The organism is Idiomarina loihiensis (assembly GCF_024584785.1).
Classification (GTDB): Bacteria; Pseudomonadota; Gammaproteobacteria; order Enterobacterales; family Alteromonadaceae; genus Pseudidiomarina; species Pseudidiomarina fusca.
Genome location: NZ_CP074112.1, coordinates 1,818,904 through 1,834,918 on the forward strand (window position 1 = coordinate 1,818,904; position 16,015 = coordinate 1,834,918).

Here is a 16,015-nt window from a genome sequence, read left to right on the forward strand (position 1 = left end):
TTACATTTCCTGTTGGTCTGCGGTTGTTGTTTGCTCTGCAAATCCTGTAATCAACAAGTAAGTGTCTACTAACGCCTTTACATTCCGCTCCGGATTGTGCGTGTGCATGGCTTTCTTTCTTGCATGTTGTGAAAGCCGGCAGGCTAATTCGTCAGACTCAAAAATACGCTTCAACTTCAACGCTAACATTGCAGGGTCGTCGGCTCTATAAAACAAAGCTTCTTGCTCGTCGGTAGCCATAGTTGGTGTACCGCCAGCAAATGCAGTAACGCAAGGAACCCCCATAATCATAGCTTCACCTAATGTATTAGGGCTATTTTCAATAATAGAGCTCATTACATAAACATGGGAGCTTGCTAATTGCTTGGCCATATCTTGCTCTTGTAATACGCCCAAAAACTCTACGTTTTCATCTAACTTAAGCGTATGAATTAAATGGTTTATATAGCTACCATAGCCGATCATGCGCTTAACCGCACTAGCCTTTGTATGAGGGTTCTCTCCGGCTATACGAACACGAATTGCAGGAAAGTGCTGCTTTAATTGAGCTACTGCTTGGAGTAAAACATGTACGCCTTTTCGGGGTGAACCTGCATTGCCAACAAATAGCGTAAAACGTTTCGCCTGTTCAAGTTGCCATTGAGTTTGGTAAAAGGTGTCTCTAAGTATTCGGCTGCAACTGTGGTAACTCGCTGCGGGATTAATAGCAAAAGCCTGCGCTTGGTCCCACTCAGTACGCCCCATTAAATGGGTAGCGCACTGCATGGCTGCCCGCTCGTGGTTTAAACGGCTATTAAAGCGCCACAGCTTATTTACAATAAGAGCGACCGCCGTGAGCGCGACTTTAGGATGAAATGGGTTGAGCATATCCAACAGAGGTAGCCGCCCTAACTCGTATTGGGTGTAACCGTTTATTACACCCTGCATAGACAGTAAGCGTTCGCCTTGCCATGTTTCTAGGAAGCGACGCGTGTAACGCATTTCTGCACCTTCACAGTGCAAAATATCGGGCTTAAAGTGGTTGAGCACACGGTCGCATACACTTTGCTCCACGTCGTACTGATCTGCCCTTAGTTGCGGCATGGCATAGTAGGTAATGTTATCTTTTTCAATAACTTGAAAGTCTGAAATTGGGCAGCGCATCGCGATCGCAATTTTAAAGCGTTGGTCTTTTGCAAGCCCGCGTGTCATTAGCGTTAACCAGCCGCCAAACGGGCTTGCCGGCAACCCGAGTTGCTCTGCCACTGCAGGCAGAGGAATGTTGGCTGTCCATAGAATTTTTTTCACAGAGGTCATTTACGAACCACTAATTGGTTAAAGAAGGATTCAGCTTGTGATAGCCAGTGCTGGTAATTGAACGGCTGTAGCTTTCGACAACGCAAGTGCATAAGCTTACGTTCTTCAGCGCTGAGGGATACTGCTTGGGTGAGTGCTTGCTCTATCGCAGTATTTGAAAACTCCCGCGCTAAAAAACCGTTTTTACCGGGCTTAAGGTAAGCAGCTAAATCGCTGGTTTCATTACTAATCACCGGAATACCCAAAGTTGCAGCCTCCACATATTTTGTAGAAAAGCCCACATTTGCTACTCGGTTCGGCTTGCGAAAAAACACAGAAAAGTCGCTGCTTTTAAGCAAGCTAATAGACTCACTATGTGCTACTCGGCCAAAAAATTGAATACTGTCACCGAGCCTCTCAATAGTATTTCTGTGTTCAGGCATTACAGCTAAGTACTGCTGTTCTGTAAGCCCAACTATATTTACTTTAAACACATGGGCTTGCTGCTTCAGTTTGGCAAAAGCGCTGACCATTATGGGTAGTCGGTCTTTATGCATGCCCGGCCCAGGGCTACCCGAATAGGTAAATACGGGCTGTTCGTTTTCTGGTAACGGCCCCTGTTGCCAACGAGTTTCGTTAGGGTCGACTACAAAAGGTAACTTTAATAAATGCTGTTTTGGTAAAAATCGTTCTAAAAAATAAGAGGCAACTATTACATTGCCCGCTTGCTTGGTTAGGTAGCGCATTTTAATGTGCACCCCAAACAGCCGGGTTATATTACGAATTATGTTGCGGCCTTCCCACCCATACCACTCGGTACAGTCGAGAATAGATGCAATACCATGCTGTCGACAGAATTGGTTTACTTTATTTGTGCCACGAGCCGAGTAATTATAAGTTAATATAGCGCGTACCGACCCGGCTCCAAGTTTTGCTACGAAAGCTTCAATGGGGTCTGCCGACACCACATAAGAGCGCCCCGAAAAGTCGCTTGTAGGCTTATTAATGCTAATGCATTCAATATCAGGTAAGCCATTTGCCTGCCAGAGCATACGATTAATGTCACGAGAGGTATCACTAGTCGGCAACTTGCCGAGCACGTACACCTTGTAGCCTAAGGTTTGTAAAAGCCTAGCGGTTCCCAATGCTCGTATTGCGGATGCGTTGCGGTCAGGCAGTTGGTAACCCCCGCATAATAAAATGGTGTCGCGCGCATCTTGTAAGCATGTGCTCTTACTCATGTCCGATTGTTCATCTCCGTTGCGTTATTATGCCGCGACTTCGTCGTCTCTGCTCACACGACTCGCGACCATAGTTGCAGCAAGCGGAAAAAGCAAAAACAGAATCAAACCTTGAGTGGCTACGAAGCTATTCATAAAGGTAATCGCTAACATACACACCACGATCGACAATGCCGCACCGTCTAACTTTGGGTGCTTGCCCATGTATCGAATAGGCAGATAGAAAATTAAATAAATAAAAAGGAAACCAAAGAAAACGCCTAATTTTGCAAAATTATCGAGAATCTCAGAGTGCTTACCAATATCGCGATTACTCCAAACGCCTAGTAAAGGGTTTTCAATAAACAATTTAGCACTACGTCGCCAGCGCTCTACCCTCTCACTCGCGGTTCCTTGTGCCTCGCCTTGCTCAAGAGTTTCTAAAACATCGCGAATTTTAATAAAGTAATTAGTGCCTTGGGTAAAAGGCTGTATTGCAGTTAGGCTAGTGGACAAGACTGGCTTAAAACCAACCGACAGTATTGCAGCCAAAAACAGCGCAAACAATACCCGTGTAGTAGTAATATTGGCAAGAATAATAAGTGAGCCTAGAGTGGCGAACATAGTAATAACCGCAATACTAAACCCGGAACTCAGCACTAGGGTAATAGCTAACACAAGATTGCCAAATACCAGGAAGTTTTGCCAAGGTTTAAAGCCCAATTCCTTTCTGCTTCTGAATAACATATATATAATTGGCACCATAATTACGGTGCTGTAAGCTAAACCGAAGCCTCCGACACCACTATTTGCTAGCTCTAACGCTGCGTCACTAGAACGAACCACCGTGCGCATTGCGTGTCCATTCACAAACCACAAGGTATAGATAGTTTTTACATAGGTAATAGGTAGGGTAAGCAGTATCCACCATAGAATGGGTAAAAATGACTCTACACTATGACGGCGACTTTCAATTACGTATAGAAAGAACAAGGCAATAAAAAGCTGGAAGTTCTGAATCAGGCCACCAAGCCCCAGTTGAAGGTAATCAAGAACGCCAATGTAAATAATAAATACCGTTGCGAGAATAGTAGGAATAGAAGGGCGCAGGAACAAATTTGTAGGCTTTAATAATTCAAGGAATAGCCAACCGGCAACGGCTAAAACCGCCAGCACCCGTGCAATTGTGCTATAACCGAGTGCTGGTGATGTAACCCACAGGGCTACATAGGCTATTGCTATATTCTGTAGCGAATTAATAGATATACGCATAACAACGAGTTACAAACCACCCGTTGCTGTACCAGCAGGTAAAATATTCTTAAGGTCGTATACTACATAGCTGTTAGCTGCATTACTGAAACGGGTGTCGTTCTCGTTGCTTGTCGAGTTAGAGTTAGCGCTAGCGCTAGAATTATCGAGCAAGTGCTCGAATCCTTTCTCGGCAAGTTGCACAAACTCTTGATGGGCTACAGCTAGCACAACTGAGTGGTAGTCGGCCTGCTCGGGTAGCTTACTTAAGAGCGAAACACCCAGTTCATGAGTAGCTTCTTCAGCGTCTGCCCAAGGGTCGTAGATGTCAACACTAGCGCCGAACGATTCCAGTTCGTGCACTAAGTCTATAACCTTGGTGTTACGAATGTCTGGGCAATTTTCCTTAAAGGTAACACCCAACATTAATACACTGCTGGTTCGAACTGGTTTTCCAGCCAATAGCATTTGTTTTACAATGTCGGCCGCAACATATTTGCTCATGTTGTCGTTAATTCTACGGCCAGCCAAAATCATTTCCGGGTGAAAACCAATAGACTGCGCTTTGTGCGTTAAATAATAGGGGTCAACGCCAATACAATGCCCGCCCACTAGGCCTGGCTTGAAGGGTAGAAAGTTCCACTTAGTTGCTGCCGCAGCTAATACCTCATGCGTGTTTATACCCATTTGGTTGAACAGCATCGCCAGTTCGTTAATTAAGGCTATATTTACGTCGCGCTGAGTATTCTCGATAACTTTTGCAGCTTCAGCAACCCGAATTGAGCTAGCCTTGTGAGTACCCGCCGTAATAATAGACGCGTAAAGGCTGTTCACAAAGTCTGCAACTTCCGGGGTTGAACCGGCTGTTACTTTTAAAATATTAGTAACGCGGTGCTCTTTGTCTCCGGGATTAATGCGCTCTGGGCTATAACCCGCGTAAAAGTCCTTGTTAAATGTTAAGCCAGACACTCGCTCTAATACCGGTACGCAGTCTTCTTCCGTTGCGCCTGGGTATACCGTCGACTCGTATATAACGATATCGCCCCTCTTAAGGAACTTACCAATGGTTTCGCTGGCTTTATACAGTGGGGTTAAATCGGGCTGTTTATGCTTATTAATGGGAGTAGGCACGGTTACTATAAAAACATTGGCGTGCGCTAAGTCGTCAGTATTTGCACTAAACTTAATATGGGTAGCCTGCGCAAGTTCTACCGCGTCAACTTCTTGGGTACGGTCGTACCCTTGTTGCAACTCAGCAACTCGCGATGTGTTAATGTCGAAGCCAAGAGTTGGGTATTTTTTTGCAAACTCCACCGCCAAAGGTAGCCCAACGTAACCAAGCCCGATCACCGCTAACTTAACTTTCTGCAACTGCATTTACGCCTTCTCCGACTTGTAGCTATAGCCATATTGGTAGCCGTAACTATATCCGTAACCGTAATAGGCACTTGCTTTTCGTTCAACGCTATTCAAGATAATACCTTTTACATCAACACCATTTTGCTCTAAGCGCTGAACTGTTGTTGTTACTTCCTTCACGGGTGTTTCACCAAATCTAGCGACTAATAATGTAGTGCCCACATATCGTCCTACAATAGCGGCATCTGTTACTGCTAGTACTGGAGGCGTATCAACGATCACATAATCAAATTCATGCTCACACAGTTCAAGCAGCTCTTTCATGCGATCATGCATTAATAGTTCAGATGGGTTAGGAGCAGCCTCTCCTCGTGGTAAAAAGAACAAATTCTCTACGTATAGCTGTTTAATAACGCTATTAAATTCGCCTATCTGCTTGTCTTTGTCGGCTAAGAAGTCTGACAAGCCATAATCGTTACTAACATTAAAAATACTATGCATGTAACCGCGGCGAATATCAGCATCTATAACCAATACTTTTTTACCGCTTTGCGCCAAGACTGCAGCAAGGTTAGCTGTGACGAAGGTTTTACCTACCGCCGGGCTTGGCCCCGTGATCATCAAGATATTATTCTTTGCCTCTAACATCGCAAAATGCAGACTGGTTCGTAGACCTCGTAACGCTTCAATAGCCAAGTCGGTAGGGTCTTCCTTGGCCAGCAAAGGCATATGTAGTGCTTGCCGTTCTTTACTGCGAGCGAAACGTTCAAGCTTTAAGTTAAAACTCTTTTGAGCATCAGATAGAGGTACTGATGCGTAAACATTTAGGCCTTCTTCTTCGAGTTGCTCAGGGCGTTCGATTCCCTTGTTGAGCATCGCTCGTACTAGTACCCAAGTAATACTAAAAAAAGTACCTAATAAGAAAGAAATAGCAACAATGACCGATTTTTGCGGTGCTACTGGACCAAAGGTTGCTTGTGCTGCATCGAGTATACGTACATTTCCAACAGTACTAGCTTTGGCGATATTAAGTTCCTGCATGCGATTAAGCAGTTGTAAATAGATTTGCTGAGATACTTCTACATCTCGCATCAGCCGTAAAATCTTCTGCTGTGTTTCTGGCAGACCTTGCACGCGCTCAGATAAGCTTTCTCGTTCTTCTAAGACACGATTTTTCTGTTCAAGTAAGGCTTGGTAACTAGGATGTTCTTTAGTGAATAACCGCGAAATTTCACTCTCCTGAGCCTCTAGATCATTTACTACTTTATCTAGTTCGACGATGCGCTCGAGCAAACTTTGCGTTTCTGTTTGAAGATCTATTGATTCAGCACTGATGCGGTAACTATTTAGAGCCGCTTCGGCTGTATCTAAAGTCGCTTTAACTTCTGGCATTTGCTCTTGCAAAAATTTCAAGCTGTTTTGTGCTTCGGCTGCGCTTCGACGAATATTCTGTAATTGATACTCTTCTATCACTGCGTTCAACGTACGTTCCGCGCTCTGTCGATCTGGATTCTGTAGTGACACTTCAAGAATGCCTGTCCGAGTACCCATTTCAGTGACTCGTAAACTATTTGCTAGGCGATTAATCGCAGCAGCTGCTCGCGTTTTCACTACTTTAAATTCTTCGGTATTATTGGCTTCTAAGCTAGTGACATACACTTTGAAGCCATTTTGTTCGAGCAATTGGTTTGTTTTACCAGACACTAATAACTCATCAAATTGATAAATCTCAAAGCTATTCGCGCCGGTCACGACTAAATCGTAGGTTCCTGGTGATGGCGGATTAAACGTTTCAAACACGATGCTATCTGGTTTACCACTGCGACGCGCTAGCCATTCACCAATAAAAGGCATGTATTGAGGTTGAACGTTAATATTCAAACCTAATCTTTCAACTACTGGGCCTGCAACCATTCTCGATCTTAAAATAAAAGCTTCCGCCTCGGTTTCATTGGTTCCCCGAAACATCGCAGCCATATCTAAGCCAGGGATAGATGATTGCTTTTTCTCAATCTGAATTAATGCATCGGCACGATAAATTGGAGTAGATAAAGTCGCAACCAAATAACCAACGAGTGTGGAAATAACAATAGCAGCAATTAGTAGCTTCTTATTATCAATGATGATCCCAATAAAACGCCCAATATCAATGGCGTCATCTGTTACTTTGTTGATCGGTTGCGAGCTGGTTTTCGTCGTTGTCATTATTTGCCCTAGAACATCTTATTAATTAAGTTTATTTACCCAACTATCTACAGCTGCTTCCAGTAACTCGTAGACAAATATAAAGGCCTCATCGCTTTTACGGTAAGGATCGGGAATGTCTTTTGCTTCATGTTTGGCACCCAGCCAGTTACCTAGCAGTAGAGTTTTACCTCGTGCTTCTGGATACATGCGCGCTAGCTGCTCTCTGTGCCCTTGTTCCATGACTAACACTAAGTCTGCCCATTTAACCAAATCATTTGAAATCTGTGTTGCCACATGGTCTTCAATCATCAGGCCGTGCTGGGCAGCTATTGATTTAGCTTGCGCATCTATTCCGTTGCCAGCTAAGCCACTTTTTTCAGTAGCTAAGCCAGCTGAACGAACGTGTTTGTGTGGTAACCTAGCTCGTAACATATGCTCTGCAGTGGGGCTACGGCAAATATTTCCTACACATACGACTAGAATTTTATCAAACATTTACCTTACCTATTAGCGAGTTAACTCACTATTAGCTCGACCAACCGAGTACAAGCCACTAACTGTAGGTAACAGTTGACTCAACACACGGTTCCACCGTGCGACAGGAGCCGCTGTGACATAGACAATATCACGTTCTTGGAGTGTAAACTGTTCTGCCATGATTAAAGCAACTGCGTTTTTTGCGTTAAGTTGGTACACATCGGCAATCAAACCGCTATCGGCATCTGCTTGTCGGAGTACAAAGATACCTGAAGCATTAGCGCTTTGTTCATCAAAACCACCTGCTTCAGTGAGAGCTTCAGCGAGTGTCATGCCACGACGCCCCATCACAAAGCTTTGTGGGCGAACCACTTCACCAAGAACAAAGACTTTACTGTTTTCATTCCGCTCAACGTGCAACACATCATCCGTACGCAGTACTAGATTCTGAGAGGTATCGCCATAGCGATAGAGATCACGCAAGCTGAACACCATATCTCGACCATCTCGAGTTACGGTTACCCCTGCCCAATCAGCGCTGGCACTTAAGCCACCAACTCTGTTAATAGCCTCAAGCAGGGTTAAAGGTACATTGGTGATGGGCAGAGTTCCAGGATTACTCACTTCACCGGTGACATAAACTCGTTGCGAACGAAACGCAGCAATAGTGACATCTACTTGAGGATTTTCAATATATTTTGCTAATCGAGCCGAGATAATCTTTCGAATTTCTGGAATAGTCTTGCCGGCTACTTCAACACGACCAATGTAAGGGTAAAAAATAGTTCCATCATTATGAACCCAGTTTCCGGCTTCTTCTGCACTTCGGTTTGAGCCAGCTGGAATAGTAAGTTCTGGATGATTCCAAACAGTTATACTAAGTACATCACCCTTTCCGATCCTGTAGTCATAATTTTCTAGTTCAGCAGTCAATGAAGTATTAACTTCCACTGCTGGTTTCGTGGCATTCATCTCAGCTATTAACATTGGGGTGATAGCATACCGCCGAACAAGTTTATCTAAATCAGCTTCCTCAAAGGCCTCACTCACATACTCAGTGTTCGCATTTTCATAAAGTCCGTTAGGCACATCCGTTGGAATATGAGAACCAGGTACCATGGTACAGCCTGTAAGGGCAAGAGCTAAACCTGCCGTAAGCGTAAGAGTTGATTTGTTTATTATCATTGTGTACCCACCATGAGTTTTTAGTTCTAAATACTAGTACGTGTGCTTTGATGCACGAAAGCCTGTGTTCCAATGCAGTCACTAACTCCGGCTAGGACGCTAAGGACAACCATTTATCTTACTCTCACTACCTGTATAAATGGGGGCGACGTAACATTTGGCCGCCGTCGCGTAGTATCGGCATCCAGCCTAGGCTACCGCGCGCTTTGGTGTTACGCACAAAGAATAAATCGAAGGGGATACTTAAGTAAAACCCTTTGGTAAAACTGCCTTCGCCATACTCTTCGTCACTAACGTTCGTAAACGCGGCAAAGGCACCGGCTATTACGCCGCTATCAAATTCGTGTTGTAGCTCTAAGTGCACGCCTTCGTCTTTGGCTAAGAAGCGTCCGGCCCTGGCAATCAAAGTGGTATTAGGTATATAAGGCGTATCCCAATACACCGAGGCATGGCCGGTGAGTACGTCGTAATCATCAAAGCCAAGATCTTTATATGGGTCGCGCTGCTTCACGTAGTTAACGTCAAAGCCAAAGGCCCAGTTGCTATTCGGTGCTTGCTTTAATACTTCAGCCCCTACCCCACCAAACATCCGCTCTAGGTAGCCGCCGTAGACTTGTCCATAGAGGTTACGGCCTAACTGCTCGGTGTAGCGGGCGCTTAAATGTTCTAGCCACACTTCTTGGTTAATGGCGTATTCCCGGATACGAGTACGTACGCGCGGTAAAGTCGCGCCTTGGCTATCAAGTAAGTAATTAAACTTGTCGTAGCTATTGGCTAAGTTAATGCCCATTTTGCCACTAAGCTGCAGGGCATCGTTAAACTGATAGTTAGCACTGGCTTTTAAGCTAAGCTGATACAGGTAAAAAGATTCAGCGCCGCCAAAACTTTGGTCTAGGTCTGGCTCTATCGACCAACTGAATTTATCTTGCTTAAAGCTCACTTGCTGCTGCGATGGCGTGGCGCTGGTGGTTCTGATGGCATTATCTGTATCAGCTAACATGCGCTCGCCACGATAAGCAGCTTTGTAGGCCTCAGCATTAACTACATGCGTGGCCTTGCCAAGGTTGCCATCGTATTCGGTGATGCGATACTCAGTCAGGCTCTCGGGCATGCTATCGGCTAGGATACGTGCGGCACGGTCGACGGCTTCATCGGTATCACGAAAACGTGTTTGCGTGGCGATGAGTTCGATGCTGTTGGTTTTGTTTGTGGCGTTTGCGTTGGTGCTTTCGTTAACGTGAGCACCTGTGCCTTCAGCTAGTTTCCAGCCTGACTCGGTAAGTAGATCGTTGGCAAGCTTCTGATAATCCACCTCATTGATACTCGCAGGAGTGGTGTTATCGCTCTTTGCGATGCGCTTGGCTGGCTCTACTTTATGCTGATAAGCTTTGTTAAAGTTGTAGTTAAAGGTCACGCCAAAGGTGACTGTATTGCCGCGCTCGTACCCTAGCTTAAAGCTGACAGTGTCGTTGTAAGCATAATGGGCGCCAAGGTTCCAAGGGGAATCAACGTCAATATCACGCCCAGCGTTATCCAGTTGATAGTCGTTTGGATCGTACTCCGCCATCAGGCTTAGGCCATCGATAGGCGTGTAGTACTGCACACCACCAAAAAGTGCAGCAGGGCCTCGGAACCATTTATCGACTTCAAATTTACCGCCAGAACCGCTCGTTCCTCTGGGGCGCTCACACATGCGGTCAGCTATCTCACAAAACGGGTTACTGATATTATCGCGCCGACCTAAATAGCCCCAACCCATGCCTAGGCTAACATCAAAGCTGCCAAGCTCACTGGTACTAAAGCGCTTGTTGGCAACTAGGTATTCACCAGCGAAGATCCCAGTACCGCCCACGTCTTGCAAGCCTAGCGCTAGTTGCGGCAGGTACTTGCCTTCTTGCGATAGCAAGACTTTGGCGTCAAAGCCTTTGTCTTTGAGGGTTTGGTCGCCACTAAAATTGGAATCGCCGCTGTACAGTTGATATCTGATATCAGTGTAACGAGCGGTCGCAGTTAGCCAAGGGAACAGCTGCAAGCTGACGGCGGTACGGCGATATTCATCGGCATCGCTGTAGTTAATGCTTAGCTCACCATACGGGTTCATCCGCGCGGTTGGCGTTTGTAGTAAGCCTACGCCACCAAAGTCACTTTGCGCTAACGGGCCGTCGATGATATCTGCTTGTGCTTGGCTAGCAGTAACTAACGAGGCTAACGCCAAAGTGATGGCAAGTGCGAGCTTGGCTGGCTTAGCGGGCTTAGTGCTTGGCATGAGCTAATTCTGTTGTGTCAGGCTGCGTGGTGGTTTTGGTGCTAGCTGTAGCACTGGCGGCCGCCCAATCCCAATGTTGTAAGAACATGGCCAGTTGATAATTCACGTCTCTGAAGCCTTTCGGTAAATCTTTATCGGCGATACTACGTAACACCAATGCGCCTGGCTGGTGGGCCAATGCCCGTTGCTCCGCTGTGCTGTTGTAGCTTTGTAGCGGCACCAAACTGATTTGGCCATGAGCATCGGTCACATACACCTGTTCATGATCGCTTAACTGGGTGGCCAAACCAACCTGCAGGCTGCTAGTTTGCGGCGCTGGGTTCAAGCTTAGCTCGTAACTTGGGATCACACTGTTACTGTCAGCGGCATCGGCTAAATTCAGTGCTTTGTTTGTTGCTTGGTTAATACGAGCATCACCTAAAGACCAGCCGTGAATATAGGTAGCACGCAGCGGCCAGCTCTGAAATGCTTGAGTAAGCTCAGCGGCTTGGGCAGCAAGTTGCGTTTCGCCATCGGCTTTGTAGGTTTGTTCTAACATGCGTAAGCGCACTAACATACCGGCTTTACGCCCCGCAAACCATTGGTCTAGCTTGGGGCTGTGCAAACGCGTTAAAGGTGCATAAGGTACCTGCTCTAACCCCAACCGGTGAAACTCGGTCATGATATCGTTAAGGCGCAGGCTACGGGTGGCTTGCTGGCTAGGGTTTGAGTTCGATTGCTGGCCTGCTGGAAGAGCAGGCACGGTTGCGAAAAATAGCCCGCTGAAGAGCTGCGTTTGTTGTTGGGCTGCTTGTTTCGTTAAGGGCTGCGTTAGCTTGACCCGCAGTTGGCGATACTGGGTTGGGTCGCTGCCGTCTTGGGTTTTCAAATCTTGAAACCCGGGCTGCGCTGGTAAAGCGCTATAGCCCCAATTTTGGGTTGGTCCACCGACACCGTTAAAGGGCTGCACTTCGGTCATTTCAAAATAACCTAGCTCAGCGCCTAACCACTGCTTGCTCTTCACCACACGGCCGCTAGCTAGATCACGATAGAATTCGTTGGTGGCGATGGGCTGCTCGTTTTCGTACTGGCTGTTGTTTTGGCTGTTGTTTTTGTTTGGCAGCGGATACAGCCGTTCTTCGGTAACGAGCACATGTAAGGTGGTGCCGTTGGGCATGGCAAGGCTCTGCTCACGCTGGCTTTTAACCACCCGATAGCTCTGGCGTACGGTCACAAAATGAGGCTTGTGCTCGGTATGAAACGCCGAGGTTTGTCGTACGTCGTAGCTAAGTTCGGTGCTGGCTTGGGCCAGCCACACTGCTTTAACTGTAGAATACTTTAAATTCTGTAGGCTTTGTACCCGGCCTTGCACGGTTTCAACGATTTCGTTGCTATTGGTGAACCACTGCAGACGCTGCGCATAGATCGCATCAGGGTTTTGCCCCTGCACTAAATTATCGGCTTCGCCTAACACTACCAAGGAACGTGGCGAATCACCTAACCTGATATAACTAGCTGCATACGGCAGAGCCTGAGCTTGCTCGGGCGTGAGCTCGATATCTTCTTTTGCACCGAAGGCTAAATCAATACTCTCACTTACGTTTTTACCCAACAACCTATCTAATAGCGACTCTGTTTGGGTTGCTGTTGTTTGCGTGGCTTGGTCTACTTGAGCTGCTTCGGCTGCATTGAACAAGCCTGCACTTTGTATAGATACGAGTGCAGCGCAAGCAATAAAAAAGCCACTTAACCTAAAAGGCTTTAGCGGCTTTTTGTTTTGCTTATTGTTTTGCTTAGCTTTCAATAACATGCGCTGTGGCAATGTAATTAGGTTCTTAAGCGTTTAATAAATCAGCTAGGTTCTACTTCAAACAACAACTTAGTTGGTTGCAGTAGTAGTAGTGATTGGAGCTGGGGTCTCTTCGTCGTCTTCAGTTGCAACACTGATCAAAACAGAAGCGCCTATTGCAGCACCTGCGATTACTGGAATAGAAAAGGCACCAAAAGCGAAGCCGCCCGCTGCACCAGCGCCTGCTGCGCCTGCGCCAGGAATTGCTGGTGCTGGTAGTGGAGCTGGTAGTGGAGCTGGTGCTGGTAGTGGAGGTGGAGGTGGTTGAGCGAACGCAGCTGAAGACATTGCTAAGATTGCAGCAGCGGTTAAAGCTGTAAATGTTTTCATAATAACTCCTTGGAAATATCCGATATCGTATTTCGATTTAAAAATACTTATCAAAAGCATAGCAATCCCTGATTAATTTGCAACCAGTTTTACATGCCCTTGCCGTTAAACTTTACTTACAGACACGCTACCGCCCTTAGGTTGCGGCTCCTAAATACCGATAACGAGATTTTGACTGGTATCGTTTTTTAAATATTTAACAATTAAGGAAAGTCAGACCATTCGCATGAAGGATGTTGATGGGTACTTTCCGTATACCAGTTCTTATTATTTATTATTAAGTTAGCTTTACGTTTTGCTACAAGTGTGAATTTGTACGCTAAACTTTTTCGCTAACGAGGCTGATCGATTAAATGTTAAACAAAATCGAAAAACCCCACAGACCGCACTATTAAAGCACATTAGCAGATCTCCTACAACGTGCATTTAACAATTTTTACACTCGATGAATGTTATATTACAGCAGGCTTGTGAAGCTTTTATGATCGCCGAATTTGGCTAAATTCAAACTGCGTTTCAACTTCTTGTTGTAACCAATTGAGCAGCACAATACAGCGGCTTTCACCATCTAACCCTATGATTTGCGCCATGAATCCTTTAAACGGGCCTTCGGTGATTTCTACCTGTTCACCAATTTGTGGCATGGCTGCAGCTGTAGCTTTTTGAATGGTGCTAGACTGCGCATTAAGTTGCGCCATCTCGGCAATCAGAGCGTCGGGCACTGTCGCAGGGCGCTCGCCAAAGGTTAATAACTTGGTGACCCCAAAGGTGCTGCGAACCTTGTGAAACTTCCCGGCATAATCATCCAGTTGCGCAAACACATAGCCCGGAAACAAAGGCTCGGTAACGGGAGTACGCTTGCCACGGCGAATTTTCTGCAGCGTGATTTGCGGAAAAAAGGTCTCAATCTCTTGGTTCTCAAGATTCAGTTTGGCCCGGCTTTCTTGGCGTGGCTTGGTGCGTACTACGTACCAGGTCATGGTAGCTCCTGCTGGTTGATGTTCCTGGAGGAACTGTCGGCCCCAGCTACGGACCTGGGTCCGTAGCTGGGGCCGCAAGTCCCTCACATGCGGCGGATGATGCTGTCGGTGCTGGCGTCGAAGGTGGTGTCGGTTTGGCCGTCAATCACCTTCAGGATATCGGTGGCGCAGGTTTTGCCTTTTTCGACGCCGGGCTGATCGAAACTGTTGAGGCCCCAAATCACGCCTTGAGTAAACACCTTATGCTCGTATGCGGCAATGATAGCACCAAAGCTATGAGGGGTTAACTCATCCACGTACAACAAATTGGTCGGATGATTGCCGATATAGGTGTGGCGGGCGTCGTCGCTATTATGCCCTTCCCACATAAGTTTGCGGTGGGCTAAGCAGTTACTTACGGCCAGACGTTGCTGTTCGCGTAATGACTCTTGTACGGCGGTCGTAAAGCCCGGCGCGTGGCGATGCAGCACTGCAATAAAATCAGCGGTGAAGGTATCCCAACCTTGGTGCAGATGCTGGAAGAATGCGTGCTGCCCGTTCGGACCGTAACCGCCCCAGATGATAGGACCGGTCGGGGTAGTTAGCGGCTGGTTGTCATGGGTGGCTTGCTTGCCGTTACTTTCCATATCCAGCTGCTGCATGTAGCTGGGCAGGTAACGCAGGCGACCGTCGTAAGGCAAAATGGCGACGTTGTTGATGTTGCGCTGCTCGCGGTTGTATACGCCAAGTAGCGCCAGCAACACCGGAATGTTCTGGATTGGGTCGTCCACTTCAGCGAAGTGCTCGTCCATGGCTTTGGCGCCGTCCAGCATTTTGCTGAATTGGTTGGTGCCGATGGTCAGCGCAATCGGCAGGCCAATCGCCGACCACATGCTGAAGCGTCCACCTACCGAATCAGCAAAGCTCAGTTGTTGGCTGGGCGGGATGCCGAAATCTGTCATGGCTTGGTTGTTGGCGCTAACGCCAATCACGTGCCGACTCAGCCATTGCTCTTCGGTTAGGTGCGGCTGCAGCCACTGTTTTACGGTGTTGACGTTTGCCAAGGTGTCGATGGTACCGAAGCTTTTGCTCGCGATAATAAACAATGTGGTTTCAGGGTCGATGATGGGCAGCACCGCGTACAGCTGCCCGCCATCCATCGAGCTCACAAAATGGGTGTGCAGCGTGTGCAGGCTATTGTCGTCGGCGAATTCTTTGAGCGCAAACGAGCCCATCATGGGGCCTAAGTCGGAGCCACCTACGCCGATATTGACCACGTCCGTAATAGGTTTACCGGTAGCACCCAGCCACTGGCCGCTGCGCAGGCTACGAACGATTTCAGTGAAGCGATTCTTACCATTACCGGCTTTCACCACATTGTGAATGCTGCGGTTGAGCACGTGGCTGACGTTACGGTTCTCGGTTTTGTTCTGGAATTGGCCTTTCATCAGCTGCTGTTTCAGCTTGGTGAAATTGGCCGGCAGCTTGGTTTGGGCGTATTCGGTGATCTGCTCAGGGGTAAGTCCCTGATAGCTGTAATCGAGGTTCAGAAATTCCGTTTCGACGGTGTAGGTCGTGGTAGTCGGGGTGTTGTTGACCATGGGTGCTCCTTTGTTGAGGAACTTGCGGCCCCACCTCTGGACCCGGCTCCGGAGCCGGGTCCAGAGGTGGGGCCGCA

The 16,015-nt window shown here is 47.1% G+C and carries 12 protein-coding genes; all 12 read right to left on the minus strand.

Annotated features, from left to right (window positions below; translation table 11 throughout):
* A complete protein-coding gene (locus KGF88_RS08740) occupies positions 1 to 1,296 on the minus strand; it encodes a glycosyltransferase family 4 protein (RefSeq protein WP_153826826.1) in 1,296 nt (431 codons plus the stop codon).
* Positions 1,293 to 2,516: a glycosyltransferase family 4 protein gene (locus KGF88_RS08745; protein ID WP_153826827.1), complete on the minus strand. Its 1,224-nt coding sequence runs from the start codon at positions 2,514 to 2,516 to the stop codon at positions 1,293 to 1,295. The genes KGF88_RS08740 and KGF88_RS08745 overlap by 4 nt, the downstream gene beginning before the upstream one ends.
* 27 nt (positions 2,517 to 2,543) lie before the next feature.
* Positions 2,544 to 3,767 (minus strand): hypothetical protein, encoded by a 1,224-nt coding sequence (locus KGF88_RS08750; protein WP_153826828.1) that lies wholly within the window; start codon positions 3,765 to 3,767, stop codon positions 2,544 to 2,546.
* A 9-nt stretch (positions 3,768 to 3,776) separates the two neighbouring features.
* A complete protein-coding gene (locus tag KGF88_RS08755) occupies positions 3,777 to 5,123 on the minus strand; it encodes a nucleotide sugar dehydrogenase (RefSeq protein WP_153826829.1) in 1,347 nt (448 codons plus the stop codon).
* A complete protein-coding gene (locus KGF88_RS08760) occupies positions 5,124 to 7,310 on the minus strand; it encodes a polysaccharide biosynthesis tyrosine autokinase (RefSeq protein WP_153826830.1) in 2,187 nt (728 codons plus the stop codon). It abuts the gene before it with no gap.
* A gap of 21 nt (positions 7,311 to 7,331) precedes the next feature.
* Complete coding sequence (locus KGF88_RS08765; RefSeq protein WP_153826831.1) at positions 7,332 to 7,787, minus strand: low molecular weight protein-tyrosine-phosphatase; 456 nt, start codon at positions 7,785 to 7,787, stop codon at positions 7,332 to 7,334.
* Between the two features lie 12 nt (positions 7,788 to 7,799).
* A complete protein-coding gene (locus tag KGF88_RS08770; RefSeq protein ID WP_153826832.1) occupies positions 7,800 to 8,954 on the minus strand; it encodes a polysaccharide export protein in 1,155 nt (384 codons plus the stop codon).
* A gap of 127 nt (positions 8,955 to 9,081) precedes the next feature.
* Positions 9,082 to 11,220 carry a YjbH domain-containing protein gene (locus KGF88_RS08775; RefSeq protein ID WP_153826833.1) on the minus strand — a complete coding sequence of 713 codons (2,139 nt, stop codon included), beginning with the start codon at positions 11,218 to 11,220 and terminating at the stop codon, positions 9,082 to 9,084.
* Positions 11,207 to 12,895 (minus strand): YjbF family lipoprotein, encoded by a 1,689-nt coding sequence (locus KGF88_RS08780; RefSeq protein ID WP_162014586.1) that lies wholly within the window; start codon positions 12,893 to 12,895, stop codon positions 11,207 to 11,209. Before KGF88_RS08780 ends, KGF88_RS08775 begins: the two co-directional genes overlap by 14 nt.
* 183 nt (positions 12,896 to 13,078) lie before the next feature.
* Entirely contained in the window at positions 13,079 to 13,378 is a 300-nt protein-coding gene (locus KGF88_RS08785) for a hypothetical protein (protein WP_153826835.1), read from the minus strand.
* Positions 13,379 to 13,857: 479 nt separating this feature from the next.
* A complete protein-coding gene (gene rfaH / locus KGF88_RS08790) occupies positions 13,858 to 14,358 on the minus strand; it encodes a transcription/translation regulatory transformer protein RfaH (protein WP_153826836.1) in 501 nt (166 codons plus the stop codon).
* Between the two features lie 83 nt (positions 14,359 to 14,441).
* A complete protein-coding gene (pgi, locus tag KGF88_RS08795) occupies positions 14,442 to 15,938 on the minus strand; it encodes a glucose-6-phosphate isomerase (protein WP_153826837.1) in 1,497 nt (498 codons plus the stop codon).
* Positions 15,939 to 16,015 lie beyond the last annotated feature (77 nt).

Excerpts from the sequence above, each read along its gene's own strand:
- KGF88_RS08740 (WP_153826826.1), bottom strand. The coding sequence starts at position 1,296 with ATGACCTCTGTGAAAAAAATTCTATGGACAGCCAACATTCCTCTGCCT.
- KGF88_RS08745 (WP_153826827.1), bottom strand. The coding sequence starts at position 2,516 with ATGAGTAAGAGCACATGCTTACAAGATGCGCGCGACACCATTTTATTA.
- KGF88_RS08750 (WP_153826828.1), bottom strand. The coding sequence starts at position 3,767 with ATGCGTATATCTATTAATTCGCTACAGAATATAGCAATAGCCTATGTA.
- KGF88_RS08755 (WP_153826829.1), bottom strand. The coding sequence starts at position 5,123 with ATGCAGTTGCAGAAAGTTAAGTTAGCGGTGATCGGGCTTGGTTACGTT.
- KGF88_RS08760 (WP_153826830.1), bottom strand. The coding sequence starts at position 7,310 with ATGACAACGACGAAAACCAGCTCGCAACCGATCAACAAAGTAACAGAT.
- KGF88_RS08765 (WP_153826831.1), bottom strand. The coding sequence starts at position 7,787 with ATGTTTGATAAAATTCTAGTCGTATGTGTAGGAAATATTTGCCGTAGC.
- KGF88_RS08770 (WP_153826832.1), bottom strand. The coding sequence starts at position 8,954 with ATGATAATAAACAAATCAACTCTTACGCTTACGGCAGGTTTAGCTCTT.
- KGF88_RS08775 (WP_153826833.1), bottom strand. The coding sequence starts at position 11,220 with ATGCCAAGCACTAAGCCCGCTAAGCCAGCCAAGCTCGCACTTGCCATC.
- KGF88_RS08785 (WP_153826835.1), bottom strand. The coding sequence starts at position 13,378 with ATGAAAACATTTACAGCTTTAACCGCTGCTGCAATCTTAGCAATGTCT.
- rfaH (WP_153826836.1), bottom strand. The coding sequence starts at position 14,358 with ATGACCTGGTACGTAGTACGCACCAAGCCACGCCAAGAAAGCCGGGCC.
- pgi (WP_153826837.1), bottom strand. The coding sequence starts at position 15,938 with ATGGTCAACAACACCCCGACTACCACGACCTACACCGTCGAAACGGAA.